At 67.6% G+C, this 19,025-nt stretch carries 20 protein-coding genes; 12 read left to right on the top strand and 8 right to left on the bottom strand.

All coding sequences use genetic code 11. The annotated features are described in order from the left end of the window. Positions 1-67 precede the first annotated feature (67 nt). From CA833_RS18590 to CA833_RS18575, 4 genes are all read right to left on the bottom strand, one after another. A complete protein-coding gene (locus CA833_RS18590; protein ID WP_207080764.1) occupies positions 68-2,161 on the bottom strand; it encodes a bifunctional diguanylate cyclase/phosphodiesterase in 2,094 nt (697 codons plus the stop codon). A gap of 221 nt (positions 2,162-2,382) precedes the next feature. Beyond that, the gene (locus CA833_RS18585; protein ID WP_242526530.1) at positions 2,383-2,970 is read right to left on the bottom strand and encodes an RNA polymerase sigma factor; all 588 of its coding nucleotides are present in this window, start codon (positions 2,968-2,970) and stop codon (positions 2,383-2,385) included. A gap of 6 nt (positions 2,971-2,976) precedes the next feature. Continuing rightward, a complete protein-coding gene (locus CA833_RS18580) occupies positions 2,977-3,414 on the bottom strand; it encodes a Spy/CpxP family protein refolding chaperone (RefSeq protein WP_142638288.1) in 438 nt (145 codons plus the stop codon). A 3-nt stretch (positions 3,415-3,417) separates the two neighbouring features. After that, the gene (locus CA833_RS18575) at positions 3,418-3,693 is read right to left on the bottom strand and encodes a hypothetical protein (RefSeq protein WP_207080763.1); all 276 of its coding nucleotides are present in this window, start codon (positions 3,691-3,693) and stop codon (positions 3,418-3,420) included. A 189-nt stretch (positions 3,694-3,882) separates the two neighbouring features. On the opposite strand from CA833_RS18575, the gene copC reads away from it, so the two are divergent. Then, complete coding sequence (gene copC, locus CA833_RS18570; protein WP_142638284.1) at positions 3,883-4,257, top strand: copper homeostasis periplasmic binding protein CopC; 375 nt, start codon at positions 3,883-3,885, stop codon at positions 4,255-4,257. A 4-nt stretch (positions 4,258-4,261) separates the two neighbouring features. Beyond that, on the top strand, positions 4,262-5,131 hold the full coding sequence (gene copD / locus CA833_RS18565) for a copper homeostasis membrane protein CopD (protein WP_142638282.1): 870 nt from the start codon (positions 4,262-4,264) through the stop codon (positions 5,129-5,131). Positions 5,132-5,193: 62 nt separating this feature from the next. Here copD and CA833_RS18560 read toward each other — a convergent pair whose 3' ends face one another. Then, positions 5,194-5,682, bottom strand: coding sequence for a hypothetical protein (locus CA833_RS18560; protein WP_207080762.1), 489 nt, complete (start codon positions 5,680-5,682; stop codon positions 5,194-5,196). A gap of 238 nt (positions 5,683-5,920) precedes the next feature. On the opposite strand from CA833_RS18560, the gene cyoA reads away from it, so the two are divergent. From cyoA to CA833_RS18525, 7 genes are all read left to right on the top strand, one after another. Then, entirely contained in the window at positions 5,921-6,964 is a 1,044-nt protein-coding gene (cyoA, locus tag CA833_RS18555; protein ID WP_242526529.1) for a ubiquinol oxidase subunit II, read from the top strand. 21 nt (positions 6,965-6,985) lie between these two features. Continuing rightward, positions 6,986-8,983, top strand: coding sequence for a cytochrome o ubiquinol oxidase subunit I (gene cyoB, locus CA833_RS18550; protein ID WP_142638276.1), 1,998 nt, complete (start codon positions 6,986-6,988; stop codon positions 8,981-8,983). Positions 8,984-8,985: 2 nt separating this feature from the next. Further along, complete coding sequence (cyoC, locus tag CA833_RS18545) at positions 8,986-9,609, top strand: cytochrome o ubiquinol oxidase subunit III (RefSeq protein ID WP_142638274.1); 624 nt, start codon at positions 8,986-8,988, stop codon at positions 9,607-9,609. After that, positions 9,606-9,992 (top strand): cytochrome o ubiquinol oxidase subunit IV, encoded by a 387-nt coding sequence (gene cyoD, locus CA833_RS18540; protein WP_207080760.1) that lies wholly within the window; start codon positions 9,606-9,608, stop codon positions 9,990-9,992. Before cyoC ends, cyoD begins: the two co-directional genes overlap by 4 nt. A gap of 17 nt (positions 9,993-10,009) precedes the next feature. Continuing rightward, entirely contained in the window at positions 10,010-10,756 is a 747-nt protein-coding gene (locus tag CA833_RS18535; protein ID WP_207080759.1) for an SURF1 family protein, read from the top strand. Between the two features lie 38 nt (positions 10,757-10,794). Beyond that, complete coding sequence (locus tag CA833_RS18530) at positions 10,795-11,004, top strand: helix-turn-helix transcriptional regulator (protein ID WP_312846184.1); 210 nt, start codon at positions 10,795-10,797, stop codon at positions 11,002-11,004. 71 nt (positions 11,005-11,075) lie between these two features. Next, positions 11,076-11,708 carry a flavin reductase family protein gene (locus tag CA833_RS18525; protein ID WP_207080758.1) on the top strand — a complete coding sequence of 211 codons (633 nt, stop codon included), beginning with the start codon at positions 11,076-11,078 and terminating at the stop codon, positions 11,706-11,708. A gap of 90 nt (positions 11,709-11,798) precedes the next feature. Here the strand turns inward: CA833_RS18525 and CA833_RS18520 are convergent, their stop codons facing one another. Both CA833_RS18520 and CA833_RS18515 read right to left on the bottom strand, forming a co-directional pair. After that, complete coding sequence (locus CA833_RS18520) at positions 11,799-13,238, bottom strand: NAD-dependent succinate-semialdehyde dehydrogenase (RefSeq protein ID WP_207080757.1); 1,440 nt, start codon at positions 13,236-13,238, stop codon at positions 11,799-11,801. Between the two features lie 165 nt (positions 13,239-13,403). Next, positions 13,404-14,438: a CDP-alcohol phosphatidyltransferase family protein gene (locus tag CA833_RS18515; protein ID WP_207080756.1), complete on the bottom strand. Its 1,035-nt coding sequence runs from the start codon at positions 14,436-14,438 to the stop codon at positions 13,404-13,406. Positions 14,439-14,572: 134 nt separating this feature from the next. Between CA833_RS18515 and CA833_RS18510 the strand changes: the two genes are divergently transcribed. After that, positions 14,573-15,487 carry a CDP-alcohol phosphatidyltransferase family protein gene (locus CA833_RS18510; protein ID WP_207080755.1) on the top strand — a complete coding sequence of 305 codons (915 nt, stop codon included), beginning with the start codon at positions 14,573-14,575 and terminating at the stop codon, positions 15,485-15,487. On the opposite strand, the gene CA833_RS18505 is transcribed toward CA833_RS18510, so the two are convergent. Further along, on the bottom strand, positions 15,457-16,587 hold the full coding sequence (locus CA833_RS18505) for a glycosyltransferase family 1 protein (RefSeq protein ID WP_207080754.1): 1,131 nt from the start codon (positions 16,585-16,587) through the stop codon (positions 15,457-15,459). The genes CA833_RS18510 and CA833_RS18505 overlap by 31 nt on opposite strands. 495 nt (positions 16,588-17,082) lie before the next feature. On the opposite strand from CA833_RS18505, the gene CA833_RS18500 reads away from it, so the two are divergent. Further along, positions 17,083-18,183 carry an inositol-3-phosphate synthase gene (locus CA833_RS18500; protein ID WP_142638258.1) on the top strand — a complete coding sequence of 367 codons (1,101 nt, stop codon included), beginning with the start codon at positions 17,083-17,085 and terminating at the stop codon, positions 18,181-18,183. Beyond that, positions 18,180-19,022 (top strand): NTP transferase domain-containing protein, encoded by an 843-nt coding sequence (locus tag CA833_RS18495; protein WP_207080753.1) that lies wholly within the window; start codon positions 18,180-18,182, stop codon positions 19,020-19,022. The genes CA833_RS18500 and CA833_RS18495 overlap by 4 nt, the downstream gene beginning before the upstream one ends. Positions 19,023-19,025: the final 3 nt, after the last annotated feature.

The following is a 19,025-nucleotide window of genomic DNA, read 5'->3' as shown; positions in this document are numbered from 1 at the left end:
ACGCAATCGTCAAAAAACACCGCTGCAAGTGCCCCACCCCCGGTTGCGGCGATGGGGAGCCCCGGCGTCAGACAATCGTCAAACGCTGCTCCGGGCCTTCGGCCACTTCGCTTTCGGCAACCTTCTGCCGCAGCATGGCAATCGTGCGCTTGGTTGCCCATACCGGGGCGGGGCGCCCGAAATGATAGCCCTGCGCATAGTCGCACGACCAGTCCTGGAGGATGCGGGCCTCTTCCTCTTCCTCGATGCCTTCCGCCACGACCTGGATCCCGAGGCGGTGGCAGATGTCGATGACCCCGCGGACCAGCGCAGCGCTGCGTTCGCTCTGGGTGCGGCCTCCGCTGACAAAACTCTTGTCGAGCTTCAGGCGCTGGATGTCGAACTCCGACAGGTAGCTGAGCGACGAGTAGCCGGTGCCGAAATCGTCCAGCGCCAGCGTATAACCGCGCTGGCGCAGACCGACGAGATTGCTGCGGACGGTGTCGGAATCGGCGAGGAGAATGCCTTCGGTGATCTCGAACCCGATCGAGGCCGGGCTGACGTTGTAGCGGGCGCGGTGGAAGTCGATCTGGTCGAGCAGCGCCGGATTTTCAAGCTGAAGCGGCGACAGGTTGATCGACGTCTTCAGCCCCAGCCACTTGCGGCTGTCGGCAAAGGCCTGCGCGATGATCCAGCCGCCGAGCTGCGGCATCAGCCCCAGCTTCTCGATGACCGGCACAAATTCCGCCGGTGTGGCCGAGGCGCCCTGCTTCAGGCGCAGCAGCGCCTCGACCCCGTTGGGACGCATCGTGCGCAGATCGACGATGGGCTGGTAGAACAGTTCGAAGCCCTGTTCGTCGATGGCCTGCTTCATCTGCGCTTCGAGATCCTTGCGCGACTTGAACGCCTGGCCCAGCGCCGGATCGAAGATGACGTGATGGGCCGATCCCGCCGCCTTGGCCGCACCCAGCGCGATGTCGGCGTTCTGCATGAGGTCTTCGGCGGTATGGCCATGTTCGGGGGCCGCGGCGATGCCCGCGGACAGCGTGATGGTCGTGGTAGGATGACCGCGCCGCCGCTTCTCGACAAAGACCTGCGTCGCCTTGGGGCCCAGCGAATGGATCTGGCCCGCCCCAAGCACGAGAATGGCGAATTCGTCGCCATCGAGCCGGGCGATCAGGCAGCGGTCGGCGCTGAACACCTTGACCAGCCGCTTGCTGAATTCCCGAATGACCTCGTCCCCGCCGGGCAGGCCGAACGCATCGTTGATCGCGCTGAAATCATCGATGTCGAGCCGGAGCAACTGGCAGGGGTGATTGCCGGCAATCTGGTCGAGCCGCATCATGAACGTCGCGCGGTTGACAAGACCCGTGGTCGGATCGAACCGCTCGAGATAGTTCACCCGCGTCGTCGAAGTCCGCGCCCGGTGCGCCATGCCCCAGAACAAGGCGAGGACGATGGCCCCGAACACCAGTTCGGCAGGCAGGATGTAGCGCGTCAGGACATCGCCGGGACGGTCGGGCTGCCAGGCCATCCTGCCGATGGTTTCGCCGCCGTTTCCGGCCAGCCTGACCTGCCGCCAGCCGGCCGGCACGGGTCGGCGCGGCGACAGCAGCGCCAGCCGCTCCAGCATGAACGCATTGGCCCAGCGGGCGATCGTGGGGTCATCGAAGTAGGTGAACGTGACCAGCTTCAGCGCGCTGCCCTCGCCCCCGGGAATCGGGGCAGGCGGCGCGATCGGCGCGGCGGAGACAACGGCAGGAACGCCGTTGATGTTGCGGACATCGGTGGTCGCCCCGCCAGCATGGACCATGTCCGAGACCGACTGGGCCAGGGGCTCCATCTCGCGGGTGGACAGGCGACCGCCTTCGGCAAAACCGTAGATGGCGCCGTCACGCCCGGCGATCAGGACCGTCTTCGTGCTCACCGTTGCCGTGGCCGGCTGGCCCAGTTCCTCGTCGAGCCATTCAGCCGCACCATCGGGCCCGTTGGCGGCCAGCTGACGGGCAAGTTCATGCCGCTGGCCCAGCGCCTTGGCCTGTTCGTCGGAATTATGCCGCGCACGGGAGATCGCACCGCGCACTTGCTCGACCTGGCGCTGGGACTCCCGGCTGTTCAAGGCACCCGCGGCAACCCACAAGCTCACCGCCGCACCGAGCGTCATCGCAGAAATTGCGACCATCGCTCCGGTACTTCGCTTGGCCACGGGGGAATGGCGGGGGGTGTCCATCTGCGATCCTCGTTAGCGCACCGCGCTGTCTCTAAAATAGACGCTTGGATTGGCCTAAGGGTTTAATCGATCGAATTTTCCATAAATTCTATCTATTATACGACAAATTTCGTGCGCCCCGGATTCCTCAATGCACAATCCTGCCAACGGTTGCACGCCGCCCCCTGTACCCGTCATGGATCGCCGCCGCCCGCATCACTATTCCCTACCCCGTTCCAATGTGCAAGATGCCTGCGCGCACGATAGATCCGCGTTTCCACGGCCTTGCGGCTGATGCCGAGGATCGCGGCAGCCTCTTCCTGCGACAGGCCCTCCAGCGCACAGAGCAGCAGCGGCTCCTTCAAGGCATCGGGCAATGCGGCGATATCGGCGTGGATGCGCGCCACTTCCCTGCGCGAGGCCAGGGCCTGCTCGGGATCGTGGCCCTCATCCGCAACCCCCGCGGCCTCCTCGATCGGCAGCGCAAAGGCGAAAAATCGCCGAACCTTGCGGCGCCGCGCCCAGTCGTGACACTTGTTGAGGGCGATGCGCAGGATCCAGCCGCGGAAGGGCCGGGCCGGATCGTAGCGATGCAGGGCAAGGAAGGCGGCGACGAAGCTCTCCTGCGTCACGTCCAGCGCGTCCGCCTCATTGCCGAGGTGGCCGCGCACCATGCGGAACACGGCGTCGCGGTGGGCGTCCATGAGCGCGGTGAAGCCCGCCTGGCGCCCGGCAAGCGCGGCCGCGACGGCGGCTTTTTCGTCCCCTTGCGGCGCGGCCACGCCGGGTCAGTCCTGCGGCTTGGTCAGGGCTTCGGCGACGGCCTTGTCGAAGCGGCCGGTCTGCTCCGGGCGCAATACGGCGCGCATCGCGAAGACGTGCTGGAGGGTCGCCTTCTGCAATTCGCCCATGGCCATGTGCGAGCGATCGACTGCCTTTTCCACGTCCGGGCCATAGGCATGTTCATGCTCGATGGCGCGGGCGAGATCGGCATTGGCGGCGCGCAGTTCGCCTTCCAGCTGGCTGCGACGGGCGGCAAAACCCCGCTCCAGCGCTTCGATCCTCTGTTTCTGCCCGGAATCGAGGTCCAGCTCACGGTGCAGCAGCACATGGATGCGGCTTTCCTGAGGCTCCTCGCCCCGCAGCGCCTGCCCCAGCCAAAGCGCCCCTAGAGCGACCAGAAACGCCGCAAGCGCGACCAGAACGTACCGATAGCCGCTGCGCATCGGTCAGCTGGCCAGCAAGTGCGACGGCGCTGCGGCCGGCATGCCCAGCAGCGGCTCGCCGTGCCCGTGATCCCGTTCGAAAGCGGGGACCGGCAAGGCGAGGCCGCCCCACAGCCCGACCACCGCCGCCACGCTGCAGGCAAGCACCAGTCCGCGGCGCACCGCCCGGCGTTCCCGCCCGGAGGCGAGGCCGGCCATGACCGCGCCGTCGATCCCGCCCAGCGCGCCGGGCAGCGGTTCGCCGCGCAAGAGCGCGAACATCTGGTCCACTTCGTTCATCGGCCTGTTCCCGTCTGCCTGTCGTATTTCGCTTCTCACCCGCCGATACGCGCGGGCGCAGCGTCATCCCTCATCGTCGCGTCGAAAAATTTGCGCCGGGCTTGAGGGATGCCCGTCCCGCCCTGCGTATGGGTTCCTGCAAGTCCGGGCAAGCTCGTTCGCCCGGACCTCAAGGATCGGAGCCCCCACATGCGTTTTCCTGCACTTGCCGCCGCCATTCTCGCGGTTGCCGCCGTTCCCGCCGTTGCCCTTGCCCACCCCAAGCTGCTGAGCGCCACGCCTGCCGCCAATTCGGCGGTCGCCAAGCCGACCTCGATCGCGCTGACTTTCTCGGAAGACCTCGTTGCCCCGCTTTCGGGCATCGACCTGGTGATGACCGGCATGCCCGGCATGGCCAACCATCAGCCGATGCCGATCAAGGGCATCACCGCCAAGGCCAAGGGCAAGACGATGACCGTCGCCCTCCCGCGTCCGCTGCCGACCGGCACCTACCAGCTGACCTGGCACGCGGTTGCCGCCGACCAGCACCGCATCGAAGGCTCCTACAGCTTCACGGTTCGCTGAGCCGATGGAAAACGGCAGTCTCGTCGCCGCGCGCTTCGTCAGTTATGCGCTGTTGCTGATGGCCGCGGGCCTGCCGTTCCACGCCCTGATCGAAGGGCCCCGGTCCGCGGCCGGGGCCCGCTTCGGCACGCCCGCCCGCCTCGCCCTGGCGGTGCTCGCCGCCGGCGCGGCAGCGGCATCGCTGTGGTGGGCAATGGCCAATGTCGCGGCGATGGCGGCAATCCCGCTGGCCGAGCTCGACCGCGAGACATTCACCGCCGTGATCGGCGCCACTCCGCTGGGCACGCTGCTCACCGTTCGCGCCGCGGCGCTGGCGCTGTTCGTGGCCGCCCTCGTCCTGCGCCCCGCCCCCTCACTGCTGGCCCCCCCGGCACTGGCCGCGCTCGCCAGCGCCGCCTGGGCGGGTCATGCCGGAGCCGGTGAAGCCCTTGGCGGCGACCTGCTGCGCGCGGGCGACGTGCTCCACCTGGCCGCCGCCGCACTCTGGCTGGGGGCGATGCTTGCGTTCCTGGCGGACATGCGCGGCAACGGGCGGGAGGCCGGCGTGGCCCACAGCCTCGCCGCCTTTGCCCGCACCGGCACGCTGGTCGTGGCCGTGCTGCTGGTGACCGGGGCGACCAACGCCTGGCTGATCAGCGGCGGCAGCTGGCCGTCGGGGTCCTGGCCCCGCCTGATCGCGCTGAAGATCGTGCTGTTCGCGCTGATGCTGGGGCTGGCCGCGCGCAATCGCTGGATCCTCGTGCCCGCGCTCGAAGCACGGATGCCCGGCGCCGCGCGGCGACTGGCCCGCTCGCTGGTGCTGGAGATGGCCTGCGGCCTTGCCGTCGTGCTGGTGGTGGCCGCGGCCGGACTGCTCGATCCCCACGGCGCCTGAAGCCCGCCTGCCGGCCGCAGAGGCTGTTTGAAATGCCCGAAAGGCGAATTTCAAACGGGCTCTCAGGCCAGACCGCTTTCCGCGCCGTGGTGCAGCAGCCCGCGCAGCGACTGGCGGGCCCGGCCGGTCAGCCGTTCGTCGAGCAGGGTCAGCAGCGAGAGCGCCTCGAGGTGCAGGGTATGGCGCGCGTTTTCCTGGAGATCGCTGACCAGCCGGTGCAGTTCCCGCAGCGCCACCGCATCGGGATCGAGGCGCAGGAGGCTGCCCAGTTCCTGCGCGTCGAGCGCGTCGCGGATCTGCCGGCGCAGGATCACCGCCAGGATCGAATCCTCGCAGGCCGCCGGGCTGCCGCCGAACAGCGTATTGAGCACATCGTCCGCCAGCCTGACCCGCCGATCGAAGGCGGATTCCAGTTCATGCGCGATGAACGTCCGTATCTCGCACGGCTTGCCGACGACAAAATCGGCGACAATGACAGTAAGCGCCTCGCAGATCTTTCGTATTCGCGCATGATCCATCACCAGATCGACGATGTCTTCATCATCGATCATGTTTGATCTTGCTGCCGTGCGCGACAGCCATTGAGGCATGGCCAGATGTTGCATGAGGCGAAGGCATAACGCCGCGCCCGGCTTCCACATTGACCACCGTCAAATATCGGTTTCACCTAGGAAAATCGGGACTCCTTGATCGAGATCAAACGATTGCAGAAGATTCGCGCCTAGCGCGTTGCGCATGCAACCTCCAACCTCCAGACACCCTCGCCGGGCCTTGTGCCTATCGGTCGCTATGCTGCCCATGCTGCTGGGTGGCTGCGACATGGTCGTGATGAACCCAACAGGCGATATCGCCATGCAGCAGCGCAACCTCATCCTGTTGTCACTGGGACTGATGCTGCTGATCATCGTTCCGGTGATCGCGCTGACCGTGGCCTTCGCCTGGAAATACCGTCGCGGTAATCCCAACAAGGACTACGATCCCGAGTTCCATCATTCCACAACCCTTGAACTGGTGATCTGGGCCTGCCCGCTCGCCATCATCACCATCCTGGGCGCCGTCACCTGGGCCTCCACCCACCAGCTCGATCCCTTCCGCCCGCTCGAACGCATCGCCCCGGGCAAGCCCATTCCCGCCGGTACCAAGCCGCTCAACGTCCAGGTCGTCGCCATGGACTGGAAGTGGCTGTTCATCTACCCCGACCTCGGCGTCGCCACGGTCAACGAACTCGCGCTGCCGGTCGACGTGCCGGTGCGCTTCTCGATCACCTCCACCGACCAGTTCAACACCTTCTCCGCGCCGACGCTGGCCGGCATGATCTATGCGATGCCGACGATGCGTTCGGAGCTGAACGCCGTGCTCAACAAGACCGGCGACAGCTGGGGCTATTCGGGCAACTACACCGGCGCCGGTTATTCCGACATGCGCTTCAAGCTGCGCGGCGTCACCAAGGCCGGGTTCGACAGCTGGATCGCCGAGGCCAAGGCCAAGGGCACCCCGCTTTCGACCGAGACTTACGTCGCGCTCACCAAGCCGACCACCAAGGCCCCGGTCGTGCGCTATTCCTCGGTCCAGGCCGGTCTGTTCGACCGCATCGTCAATGCCTGCGCCGAGCCCGGCAAGCCCTGCATGATCGACGTCATGCGGCGCGACATGCTGGCCGGCAAGATGCACATGGGCGAACGCCCCGCGACCTGCGACGACAAGGACGGCAAGCTGGCCCCCAAGGCGGCCCCCAAGGCGGCCAAGGCCGAACCCGCCGCAGCGCGTGATCCCAAAGTCTCCGCAACCGACACCCTCCTCCTCCCCGGCGCCGTGCGCGCAGAGCGGGCCTGACCTCGCCCTATCGGAACCATCATGACAGACACGTTAGCAAAAACCGTGTTCGGACGCCTGAGTTGGGAGTCCCTACCATTTCACGAGCCGATATTGCTCGGCACCTTCATCGTCGTTGTCCTGCTCGGGCTTGGCGTGGTCGGGGCGGTCACCCGCTTCGGGCTGTGGGGCTATCTCTGGAAGGAGTGGTTCACCAGCGTCGATCACAAGAAGATCGGCATCATGTACATTATCCTGGGCATCATCATGCTGCTGCGCGGCTTTGCCGACGCGCTGATGATGCGCCTGCAGCAGGCGATCGCCTTCGGCTCCAACCCCGGCTACCTGCCGCCGTCGCACTACGACCAGATCTTCACCGCGCACGGCACGATCATGATCTTCTTCGTGGCGATCCCGCTGGTGGTGGGCCTGATCAACTTCGTGATGCCGCTGCAGATCGGCGCGCGCGACGTGGCCTTCCCGTTCCTCAACAACCTCAGCTTCTGGCTGACGGTCTCGGGCGCGGTGCTGACCATGATCTCGCTGTTCGTCGGCGAGTTCGCGCGTACCGGCTGGCTGTCCTACGCACCGCTGGCGGAACTGGCCTATAGCCCCGATACCGGCGTCGACTACTACTTGTGGTCGCTGCAGATCGCGGGCGTGGGTACCACGCTGTCGGCGATCAACATGGTCGCCACCATCGTCAAGATGCGCGCCCCCGGCATGACCATGATGAAGATGCCCGTCTTCACCTGGACGGCGCTGTGCTCCAACGTGCTGGCCATCGCCATCTTCCCCGCGCTTACCGCCGCCTTCTTCCTGCTGATGCTCGACCGCTACGTCGGCACCCACTTCTTCACCAACGAACTCGGCGGCGCGCCGATGATGTACTGGAACATGGTGTGGATCTGGGGTCACCCCGAGGTCTACGTCCTGATCCTGCCCGCCTTCGGCATCTATTCGGAAATCACCTCCACCTTCACGGGCAAGCGCCTGTTCGGCTACAACTCGATGGTCTACGCGACCGTCGTCATCACCATCCTGTCCTACCTCGTCTGGCTGCACCACTTCTTCACGATGGGTGCCGGTCCCTCGGTCAACAGCTTCTTCGGCATCGCCACGATGGTGATCGCCATCCCCACCGGCGCCAAGGTCTTCAACTGGCTGTTCACCATGTACAAGGGTGACATCCGCTACGACGTGCCGATGATGTGGGTGGTCGCCTTCATGATCACCTTCGTGGTCGGCGGCATGACCGGCGTGCTCCTCGCCATTCCGCCGGCGGACTTCGTGCTGCACAACTCGCTGTTCCTGGTTGCCCACTTCCACAACACCATCATCGGCGGCGTCGTCTTCGGCCTCTTCGCCGGCATGGTCTACTGGTTCCCCAAGGCCTTCGGCTTCAAGCTCGACCCGTGGTGGGGCAAGGTCGGCTTCTGGGGCTGGGTGATCGGCTACTGGCTGGCCTGGACGCCGATCTACATCGTCGGCCTGATGGGCAACACGCGCCGCGTCAACCACTTCGACGACCCCAGCATCCAGCCCTACTTCATCGTGGCGCTGATCGGTGCCGTGGTCATCCTGATCGGCGTGCTGGGCTTCGTGATGAGCATCGTCATGGGCTTCGTGAAGCGCAAGCAGCTGGCCGATACCACGGGCGATCCGTGGAATGGCCGCACGCTCGAATGGTCGACCAGCTCGCCGCCGCCGGCCTACAACTTCGCGGTGACGCCGGTGGTCCACGACCTCGACGCCTGGCACGACATGAAGACGCGCGGCTATCGCCGTCCGGCTTCGGGCTTCCAGCCGATCCACATGCCCAAGAACACCGCGGCCGGGATCATCCTGGCGGGCCTTGCCACCGTGCTCGGCTTCGCGATGATCTGGTACATCTGGTGGCTCGCCGCGCTCGCCTTCGCAGGCCTGCTCGTCACCGCCATCGGCCACACCTTCAACTTCAAGCGCGACTACTACATCCCCCAGGATGAAGTCGCCCGAACCGAAGCCAAGCGGCCGCTGCCGCTGGGCGCGGGAGCCTGACCATGACGCAGCATGTGATGATCGCCCGCGAGGAGCCAGTCGTCTGGCACCTCGCGGAAGAGGAACACCCCGCCAGCCCCACCGGGCTCGGCTTCTGGATCTACCTGATGAGCGACGCGCTCATCTTCGCCTCGCTCTTCGCCATGTTCGGCGTGGTGAGCACCGCCTTCGCGGGCGGCCCCGGACCACGGCAGATCTTCGATCTGCCGCTGGTCGCGCTCAACACCGCGTTCCTGCTCGCCTCGTCGATCACCTTCGGCCAGGCGATCCCGCACATGGAAGCGGGCCGGGTGGGTCCGACGCGCTTCTGGCTGGCCATCACCGGCCTGCTCGGCGCCGCGTTCGTGGGCGTCGAACTCTACGAGTTCTCGCATATGATCGCCGAAGGCGCGGGGCCGGACCGCAGCGCGTTCCTGTCCTCGTTCTTCGCGCTGGTGGGCACCCACGGGGCCCACGTCACCGTCGGCCTGATCTGGATCGCCACGCTGCTGATCCAGCTTGGCTCGCAGGGCCTGAGCGAGGCGATGAAGCGCCGCGTGATGTGCCTTTCGATGTTCTGGCACTTCCTCGACATCATCTGGATCGGGGTCTTCACCTTCGTCTACCTGTATGGAGTGATCCGTTGAGCACCTCCTCGCACCCTGTCGCCCATGGTCACGCCGGTGACCATGGCAGCTCTCACGGCAGCCGGGCGGCCTATCGCGCCGGCTCCATCCTCTCGATCGTGCTGACGGCGATCCCGTTCCTGCTGGTGATGACCAACGTGCTGCCCGACCGGGGCATCATCGCGCCGATCATCTTCGCGCTCGGGTTCATCCAGATCGTCGTCCACGTGCTCTGCTTCCTCCACCTCGACACCCGTTCCGAAGGTGGCTGGACGCTGCTGGCGTTCCTGTTCACGACGATCATCGTCGTGCTGACGATCGCCGGTTCGATCTGGGTCATGTACCACCTCAACGCCAACATGATGCCGATGCCGGGCGGTCCGATGGACGGCTCGGTGCACTGAGCCAAGTGGATTAGGCCATGCAGCGAACATCGAACGCCAAGCGGATCGTGATGCTGGCCATTTCCCTGTTCGCTGCCGCTGCCTTTGCGGCGCTCGGGGTCTGGCAGCTCGAGCGCCGCGTCTGGAAGCTGGCCCTGATCGAGGCGGTCGAGACCCGCATCCACGCAGAGCCGGCCCCGCCGCCGCCCCCTTCCGCATGGGGCGGCGTCTCGGCGGCAAAGGACCAGTACCGCCGCGTCGTGACCACCGGCCACTTCCTCAATGCCCGCGAGACTTTGGTCCGGACCGCCACCGAGTTCGGCCCCGGCTACTGGGTGATGACCCCGCTGGAACAGGCCGACGGCACCCTGATCCTCGTCAATCGCGGCTTCGTGCCCGAACGCCTGGCCCCGCGCAGCGCCCGCCCGCAGAGCCTGCCCACCGGCACGGTCCGGGTCACCGGCCTGCTGCGCATGAGCGAGCCGGAAGGCCGTTTCCTGCGCGCCAACCGGCCGGACCAGGACCGCTGGTACGCGCGCGACGTTGCCGCCATCGCCCGGGCGCGCGGCCTCCCCGCCATGGCCCCCTATTTCATCGACGCCGAGGCGCCCTCCGTTTCGGCCCCCGGCGCCAGCGCCTGGCCGCGCGGCGGGCTCACCATCGTCGCCTTCCCCAACAACCACCTGACTTACGCCGCCACCTGGTTCGGCCTCTGCCTGCTGAGCCTGTTCGGTTTCGCGATGTTCTGGCGGCAGGGCACGGACACCCAGACCGCAGACGCCTGACACGGCGCCCGCCGCCGTCCATTCATCCGGGAGAGGCCATGATGCACAACCGACTGCGAGAATTGCGCAGCCAGCACGGTCTGACCCAGGCCGCGCTGGCCAGCCAGGTCGGCGCCTCGCGCCAGACCATCAACCTCATCGAGAACGCCCGCCACGATCCCTCGCTGTCGCTGGCCTTCGCGATCGCCCGCCTGTTCGGCCTGCCGATCGAGACGATCTTTTTCGAAGCCACGCCAAGACCGGGCTGACTTGCCGAAGGCCGCCGGGGGGATCATAGCAGGCCGCACTCCTCCCCCCTTTGCGCAGGAAAGCACGCCCGATGGATGACAGCCGCTGGCATTTCTACGAGCCCGAGCAGGGCCACGGCCTCGCCCACGATCCCTTCAACGCGATCATCGGCCCGCGGCCGATCGGCTGGATCTCGTCGCTCTCGGCCGGCGGCGTGCCCAACCTTGCCCCCTACAGCTTCTTCAATGCCTTCAACTATCATCCGCCGATCATCGGTTTCGCCTCGATCGGCTGGAAGGACACGGTCGCCAACATCGCCGCGACCGGTGCCTTCGTATGGAACCTCGCCACACGCACGCTGGCCGAGCCGATGAACCGCAGTTGCGCCCCCCTGCCCCCCGAGCGCGACGAATTCGCCTTCGCCGGACTGACCAGCGCGCCCAGCCGGCTGATCGCGGCCCCGCGGGTTGCCGAAAGCCCGGTCTCGTTCGAATGCATGCTGACGCAAATGGTCCAGCTCGAAGGCCGCGACGGCAGCACGGTGCAGACCTGGCTGGTGCTCGGCGAAGTGGTGGGGGTCCATATCGACCGCGCGCTGCTGGAGGACGGCGTCTACCAGACCGCCCGCGCCGAGCCGATCCTGCGCGCCGGCGGCCCCACCAGCTATTTCGCGATCAGCCCCGAAAACGAATTCCACATGAGGCGGCCGACCGCGACCGCCTGAAGCGGGCAAGGACCGCCTCGGGCGGCATGCGCCCAAGGCCCCCCGCGCCGCCCAACCGGGGCAGCGCGGGAACAGGCCCAGATAGGCCGATCAGACGTTGGCGACGGCCACCGCCCGCGTGTTGAGGTAGTTGTCGAGCGCTTCCGGCCCGCCCTCGGTGCCGTAGCCCGAATCCTTGATGCCGCCGAACGGCAGTTCGGCCGAGGACGCCGCGGGCATGTTGACCCACAGCATGCCCACTTCCACGCGCCGCGTCAGCAGGTCGGCATGGGCCAGCGAACGGGTGAAGGCATAACCGGCCAGCCCGAAGGACAGGCGGTTGGCCTCGGCGATCGCTTCCTCCAGCCTGTCGAAACCGCGAATGCCCGCAACCGGCCCGAACGGCTCGTCATTGAACAGCCGCGCGTCGAGCGGCACGTCGGACAGCACGGTCGGCTGCCAGAAGTTGCCGCTCTCGCCGATCCGCGCACCGCCGGCCAGCACCCGCGCGCCGCGCGCGACGGCATCCTGCTGGAACTCGGCCATGGCGGCGAGACGGCGCTCGTTGGCGAGCGGGCCCATCTGCGTGCCCTCGTCGAGCCCGTCACCCACGACGATGCCCCGCGCCACTTCGGCCATGGCCTCGGCAAAATGGTCCTTCACGCTGTTATGCACGAGGAAACGCGTGGGCGAGATGCAGACCTGCCCGGCATTGCGGAACTTGGCGCGACCGGCGGTGCGCACGGCCAGATCGACATCGGCATCCTCGCAGACGATCACCGGGGCATGACCGCCCAGTTCCATCGACACCCGCTTCATGTGCCTGCCCGCCTGACCGGCCAGCAGCTTGCCCACCGGCGTGGAGCCGGTGAAGGTGATCTTGCGGATCACCGGGCTGGCGATCAGGTACTCGGAGATCTCGGCGGGATCGCCGTAGACGAGGTTGAGCACGCCTTCGGGCAGGCCCGCCTCCTCGAACGCGCGGATCAGCGCGGCGGGGCTGGCGGGGGTTTCCTCCGGCGCCTTGACGATCATCGAGCAGCCCGCGGCAAGCCCGGCGCCGATCTTGCGCACCACCTGGTTGATCGGGAAGTTCCACGGCGTGAAGGCCGCGACCGGGCCGACGGGATCCTTGATGACCATCTGGCGCACGGTGATGTCGCTGCGATGCGGGACCAGACGGCCGTAGACGCGGAAGCCCTCTTCGGCGAACCATTCGATGATGTCCGCCGCCGCCATGGCCTCGCTGCGCGCCTCGATCCGCGGTTTGCCCTGTTCCTGGGTCATCACCGCGGCAATCGTGTCGGCACGCTCGCGCATCAGCGCGGCGGCCTTGCGCAGGATCACGCTGCGCCGGGCGGGCGTATAGTCGCGCCAGACCTCGAAACCGCGCGCCGCCGCGTCCAGCGCCAGGTCGAGATCGGCACGCCCGGCATGGGCGACCCGGCCGATCTCCTGCCCGGTGGCCGGGTTCCGAACCGCCAGCGTCCGGCCATCGGCGGCATCGCGCCATGCACCGTTGATGAAGAGCTGGGTATCCGGATAGGCCATTCGTGAACTCCTTTGCACGCGGCCGGCACCGTGCTGCGGCGCCGGCAGGCGGGCGCCCCATATCGGGGGCCACGCCGCGCGCTGCAACCCGTGCGCAGCGCTTTTTGCCGGTGTGACGAATGCGCCCGCACGTGCGGAATTTTCACGGCGCCGTGCCGCCCCGCATCAGGCCGCCTTCCGGGTCGCGCCGAGCACCGTCAGCGTATAGGCCAGCCACAGGGCGGTGCAGACGGCAAAACCGACAAGGGCATGCGGCGCCAGACCGCACAGGATCAGCACGGCGGCAAGGGCGGCAAAGAAGTCGCGCATGGTCAGCCAGGTCAGCCATTGCATCAGCCGCGAGGGCTTGCGCGCGGCATGGTGCTTGACCGCATCGAACGTGAAGGCACCGCCCTGCCGGGCCGAACGCATGCCGATGGCGGCCAGCCCGCTCGCCAGCATGACGAGGCCCGCCGCGCCCGCCATCGCCGCGCCGGACTGCCCCGCCAATGCCAGATTGACCGTCACGCCGCCGATGAAGGCAAGGTTTGTCGCCGCATCGATCAGGCTGTCGATCATCGCCCCTCGCGGCGAGGTCTGGAACGTGGCGCGGGCGATCTCGCCATCGACGCCGTCGAAGATCGAGGCCGCCTGGAACAGCAGCGCCCCCGCCATGAGCCCGCTCTCCCCGCCCAGCAGCAGGCATGCCGCCATCGCAAGCCCCAGCAGCGCCGTGCCGACACTGGCATGGTTCGGGGTGATCCCGGGGATCTTCAGAAGCTGGCGGGAGATGGCCTGCGATACCGGGCGGTTGAGATGGCGCGACACGATACCGTCGCCGGGTTTTGCCGTGGCGGCGAGCAGCGCCGCACCCGCCGCCCGCAAGGCCGCGAGCGGCTGCGCAGCGCCGCGCGGTGCCGCCGGCATCTCGATGCGCGCGGCGGCAAGCACCAGCGCCACCCCGTCGAGCACCGGGGCGCCGCCTTGCGGCTGCCCGCCCTCCTGCGCGGTGCGGCACACTGCCCCGGGCACAAGCCGCGCCCATTGCGCCCGGCAATGGGCGCTCGGCTCCCATGGCTCGGGCGTCACAAAGATGCACGCGGCGCCGTCCCCACGATCCCCGGCCAGCGCCTGGACCGCCGCCCGGACCGCGGCAGGAATGCCGGCCACGAGACAGGCCGCCGCCCGCGCGGAGGGGAAGGCGATCACAAGGCTTTGCACGATGAGGGACTCCGGATTTCGGGGGAACACTTGGCGCCGGGCAAGAGCGCCGTATAAGGCGGCGGAACAGGCTCCGCCGGAACAGGCAACGCCGGACATGGCCAGCCGCAGGCGACGACCAACGAACAGGAACGATGAGCGCAGATCTTCGCCAATCGCATGGAGCGCCCGCTTCGCGCCAGCGCCCTCCATCCCGCCCGCGCGAGCTTCAGGACGGGCTCAACCACCGGCTTTACCACCCGCTGGCCTGGCGGCTCGCGGTGCAGCTCTCGGCAACGCCGGTGACACCCAACGCGGTCTCGGTCGCGGGCGCGCTGCTCGTCGTCATGGCCGGGCTTGCCTATGTCGGCCTGCCCTGGCCGGTCGGGGCTCTGGCCGGCCTCTGCCTGCACATGAGCTGGCACGTGTTCGACGGCGCCGACGGCGATCTCGCGCGCCTGACCGGCCGCAGCAGCCCCTCCGGCGAACTGGTCGACGGGATCTGCGACTATGCCAGCCACATCGTGCTCTACCTGCTGCTCGGCTTCCAGCTGCAACAGAGCCTCGGCGCGATTGCCTGGCTGCCGACCCTCGGCGCGGGACTGAGCCGCGTGGTCCAGGCGAACTGGTACGAAACCCGGCGCCGCCAATACCAGTGGTGGGCTTACGGCGTGCCATGGCTGCGCCAGACGCAGGACCAGCGCGGACTGCCGGCATCCTGGCTCGGCACCGCCTACCTGAAACTTGCCCAGCGCACCGGGCCGAGGAGCGAGGCGCTCGATGCGGCGATTGCCGGGGCCGCCGACGACGCGCAGGCGCTGGTCCGCGTGCGGCAGGCGGTACGGGACGCCAGCAAGGCCCTGCTGCCGCCGAGCCCGCTGCTGGGCGCCAATTACCGGACCATCGGGCTGGGGCTCTCGATGCTGGCGGGCTCGCCGCTCTGGTACTTCCTTTATGAAGCGGCCGCGCTCAACCTGCTGCTGCTCGCATCGATCCTGCACGCGGCGCGGGGCGAGCGCGCGGTTTCGCTCGGCCTCGCTCATGTGCCGGCCCCCAGCACCCGGCGGTAGACAGCAAGGTTGGCTTCGGCAAACCGCCGCCAGCTGAGTTCGCGCGCCCGCGCCAGGCCGCGTTGCCGCATGGCTCCGGCCAGCCCGGCATCGTCGACGACGCGCCGCAACTGGGCGGCGATCGCGCCTGGATCGTACGGGCTGGCAAGCAGCGCCGCGCCCGCGGTCACTTCCGGCATCGCCGAGACGTCGCTGGTCACCACCGGGCAGCCGCAGGCCATGGCCTCGGCCAGCGGATTGCCGAAACCTTCGCAGAACGAGGGGTGCAGCAGCGCCGCGGCGGAGGAATAGAGCGCCAGCAGGTCCTCGAAGGCCACCCCCGCCAGCACCTGCACGCGCCCGCCGACCCCCAGCTGCTCGGCCAACGCCAGAAGCGCGCTGGCGCCCCGGCCCATGCGCTGGACCAGCACGAGATCGACATCGCCACGCCCTGCAAACGCCTGCGCAAATGCGCGCAGCGCCCCGTCGTGGTTCTTGTAGGGGGCATATTGGCCGACCGTCAGGACATGGCGGCGCTCCGCCGCCAGCCCCAGCGCGGCGAGCCTGCCCTCGATGCCGCCGACCGGCGCAAAGCGCGGCGAAACCCCCGACAGGGTGACCGATGTTCGCGCCGCCGCTGACGGCGCCAGGGCCGCGATCGCGCCCGCGCTGGCGGCGCTGACCGTCGCCACCGCCGCCGCGTCCCGCAGCGCCCGGCGGATGCCGTGCCGGTAGAACGCACGGTCGATCAGCCCCCGCACACCCGAGCGGCACCATGACGGGTGGGTCAGCCACATCACGTCGTGAACGGTCACGACACAGGGCACGGGAAGCCCTGCGGGCATGATGTTGGCCGGTGCATGGAACAGATCGACACCCTTGAGGTCGACGACATGGCGCAGCCACCACATCGTTGCCGGCCCGTTCGCGGCATGGGGCACGATCACTTCGGCAACGTTCGGCGCGGTGCTGAGCGGCGTATTGCGCCGGGCGCTGCGCAGCAGCAGGAAGCGCAGGTCGGGGGCAAGCACGGGCACCCAGTCCACCAGCCCTTGCACGACCTCGCCGATCCCGCTCGGGCGAGCGCCGATATAGCGGCAGTCGATGCAGATGGTGGTCATGGAGCGCCGGGCCTTCGAAGGGCAGCCGCGAGAGCGCGGCGAGAAGCGATTTCGCCGCCTTGATGGCAGCAGGATCAGGCCGCTGCAAGCAAGCGCATCACAAAAACATCACCGGAAATTAAATTCAAGGCTGTCCGGCAACGGCTCCGTCATCCCCTCGAAACCCCGCCGGAAGCATTGCAACACAATACCGACAATTACCCTAATCCGGGCCGACAAGAGACGAACCGATGAAACACTATCGAAACACGCACGTGAACTGACGCCCTCATCCCTCAGGGCAGGATCACGGCAGGAAACGGCAAGCATGTTCATCGCGCCTCTTCTGGATGGCTATCATGCCAATCGCGAGCGGTGCCCGGGGCGTCTTCCCCTCGTCTTCGCGAATCACGACCCTAAAATTACGCGCACTATTCAGACATCTGCCATTCCAATTTGAATCAGACGTCAACCCATACAGAATTCACATTGATATGATCTGGAGTTAAGCCTGCAATGACAGCAATCAAGGTCGCGGTAATCGGTGTAGGCAATTGCGCCAGTTCGCTGATTCAGGGTGTGGCCCATTATGCAGCCACCGGATCGAGCAGCGGCCTGATCCATGAACGCATCGGCGGCTACGGCGCGGCGGACGTCGAGTTCGTCATGGCAGTGGACATCGATGCCCGCAAGGTCGGCCTGGACCTTGCCGATGCCATCTTCGCGGCCCCGAACAACACCACCGTGTTCCACCGGGACGTGCCCGCGACCGGGGTGACGGTCATGAAGGGCGTGGCACTGGACGGCGTCGCGCGCCACATGACCACGGCCGGGCCGCGCGGCTTCATCGTCTCGGACGCCGCGGAACCCGACCAGGCCGCCGTCGTCGCGGCGCTGCGCGCCTCGGGCGCCGATATCCTGATCAACTTCCTCCCCGTCGGCTCGCAGAAGGCCAGTGAATTCTACATGGAATGCGCACTCGAGGCCGGGCTCGGCGTCGTCAACTGCATTCCCGTCTTCATTGCCAGCGACCCGGTATGGGAAGCGCGCTTCCGCGAACGCGGCCTGCCCATCGTCGGCGACGACATCAAGGCCCAGGTCGGCGCCACCATCGTCCACCGCACGCTTTCGAGCCTGTTCACCGCGCGGGGCGTGACCACCGAGCGCACGTACCAGCTCAATACGGGCGGCAATACCGACTTCATGAACATGCTCGACAGAGAACGCCTGTCGAGCAAGAAGGAATCGAAAACAGAAGCCGTACAGGCAGCGCTGGCGCATAGGCTTGCTGACGAGAATATCCTTATCGGCCCGTCGGAATACGTTCCCTGGCAGAAGGACAACAAGATCTGCTTCCTGCGCATGGAAGGCGTGCAGTGGGGCGACGTGCCGATGCACCTGGAACTGCGCCTCTCGGTCGAGGACAGCCCCAATGCCGCGGCCTGCGTGATGGACGCGATCCGCTGCTGCAAGCTGGCGCTCGAACGCGGCGAGAGCGGCGCGCTGATCGCCCCCTCGGCCAGCTTCTGCAAGCATCCGCCGCAGCAGTTCGCCGACGAGACGGCGATGCGCCTGCTCGACAGCTATCTCGACGAAGAGCTGCGGGCCGCCGAATGACCCTCGGCGCGCCCCGCCCCCCGAGGGACGCGCTGATCCTCGCGGCCGGTTACGGCAGCAGGCTGCGCCAGCTGGGTTCCTCCAAGCCGCTGACGCCGGTAGCCGGCATCCCGCTCATCGAACTGGGCATGCGGCAGGCGGCTGCGGCCGGGGTAGCACGCGTGGTCGTGGCGACCGGCCACGAAGCGGACCGCCTCGAGGCCGCGCTTCCCGCCATCGCCGCGCGCGCGGGCGTCCTGCTGGACGTCCGCCGCGTGGGGGACTGGTCGCGTCCCAACGGATGGTCGGTCCTGGCGGGCGCCGCTGCCATCGAAGGCGCTTACCTGCTGATGATGGCCGACCACATCTTCTCCGCGCCGATCCTTGCCGGGCTGGCACGGACCGGCAGGCGCGAGCACGGGGTGACGCTGGCGATCGACCGCCGCACCGACAGCCCCATGGTCGATCCCGAGGATGCCACCTGGGTGCGCCTCGGCCAGGACGACAGGATCGCCCGCATCGGCAAGACGATCGCCGACTACGATGCCGTCGATTGCGGCGCCTTCCTCGCGACGCCGGAACTGGCCGAAGCCATCGGCGCGGCGATCGCCGCCGGGCGGGCGGGCAGCCTGTCGGACGGCATGCAGGTGCTGGCCGACCGGGGCCGCGCCGCCACCATGGACATCGGCTCCGCCTGGTGGATCGACGTCGACGATGCCGCCATGCACGCCCTTGCCGAAAGCATGGTGGCGCGCGAACTTCCCGGGATCTACGCAAGGGCTGGCGCGCGCGGCCCCGCCATGGCCGCAGCCGGCCTGACAACAGCCGGAATGGCCGCTCCCTCGCAGGCAGGCGCCTGATCC

The organism is Novosphingobium sp. KA1, from assembly GCF_017309955.1.
GTDB lineage: Bacteria > Pseudomonadota > Alphaproteobacteria > Sphingomonadales > Sphingomonadaceae > Novosphingobium.
The sequence above is the reverse complement of the archived record's forward strand: the minus strand, read 5'-3'. Positions and strand labels throughout refer to the sequence as shown.

Bases quoted from the DNA above. Each gene is read 5' to 3' on its own strand.
- cyoC (WP_142638274.1), top strand. From the start codon at position 8,986: ATGACGCAGCATGTGATGATCGCCCGCGAGGAGCCAGTCGTCTGGCAC.
- CA833_RS18505 (WP_207080754.1), bottom strand. From the start codon at position 16,587: ATGACCACCATCTGCATCGACTGCCGCTATATCGGCGCTCGCCCGAGC.
- CA833_RS18495 (WP_207080753.1), top strand. From the start codon at position 18,180: ATGACCCTCGGCGCGCCCCGCCCCCCGAGGGACGCGCTGATCCTCGCG.
- CA833_RS18590 (WP_207080764.1), bottom strand. From the start codon at position 2,161: ATGGTCGCAATTTCTGCGATGACGCTCGGTGCGGCGGTGAGCTTGTGG.
- CA833_RS18510 (WP_207080755.1), top strand. From the start codon at position 14,573: ATGAGCGCAGATCTTCGCCAATCGCATGGAGCGCCCGCTTCGCGCCAG.
- CA833_RS18525 (WP_207080758.1), top strand. From the start codon at position 11,076: ATGGATGACAGCCGCTGGCATTTCTACGAGCCCGAGCAGGGCCACGGC.
- cyoB (WP_142638276.1), top strand. From the start codon at position 6,986: ATGACAGACACGTTAGCAAAAACCGTGTTCGGACGCCTGAGTTGGGAG.
- CA833_RS18500 (WP_142638258.1), top strand. From the start codon at position 17,083: ATGACAGCAATCAAGGTCGCGGTAATCGGTGTAGGCAATTGCGCCAGT.
- CA833_RS18530 (WP_312846184.1), top strand. From the start codon at position 10,795: ATGATGCACAACCGACTGCGAGAATTGCGCAGCCAGCACGGTCTGACC.
- copC (WP_142638284.1), top strand. From the start codon at position 3,883: ATGCGTTTTCCTGCACTTGCCGCCGCCATTCTCGCGGTTGCCGCCGTT.
- copD (WP_142638282.1), top strand. From the start codon at position 4,262: ATGGAAAACGGCAGTCTCGTCGCCGCGCGCTTCGTCAGTTATGCGCTG.
- CA833_RS18560 (WP_207080762.1), bottom strand. From the start codon at position 5,682: ATGATCGATGATGAAGACATCGTCGATCTGGTGATGGATCATGCGCGA.
- CA833_RS18535 (WP_207080759.1), top strand. From the start codon at position 10,010: ATGCAGCGAACATCGAACGCCAAGCGGATCGTGATGCTGGCCATTTCC.
- CA833_RS18580 (WP_142638288.1), bottom strand. From the start codon at position 3,414: ATGCGCAGCGGCTATCGGTACGTTCTGGTCGCGCTTGCGGCGTTTCTG.
- CA833_RS18520 (WP_207080757.1), bottom strand. From the start codon at position 13,238: ATGGCCTATCCGGATACCCAGCTCTTCATCAACGGTGCATGGCGCGAT.
- cyoA (WP_242526529.1), top strand. From the start codon at position 5,921: ATGCTGCCCATGCTGCTGGGTGGCTGCGACATGGTCGTGATGAACCCA.
- CA833_RS18575 (WP_207080763.1), bottom strand. From the start codon at position 3,693: ATGAACGAAGTGGACCAGATGTTCGCGCTCTTGCGCGGCGAACCGCTG.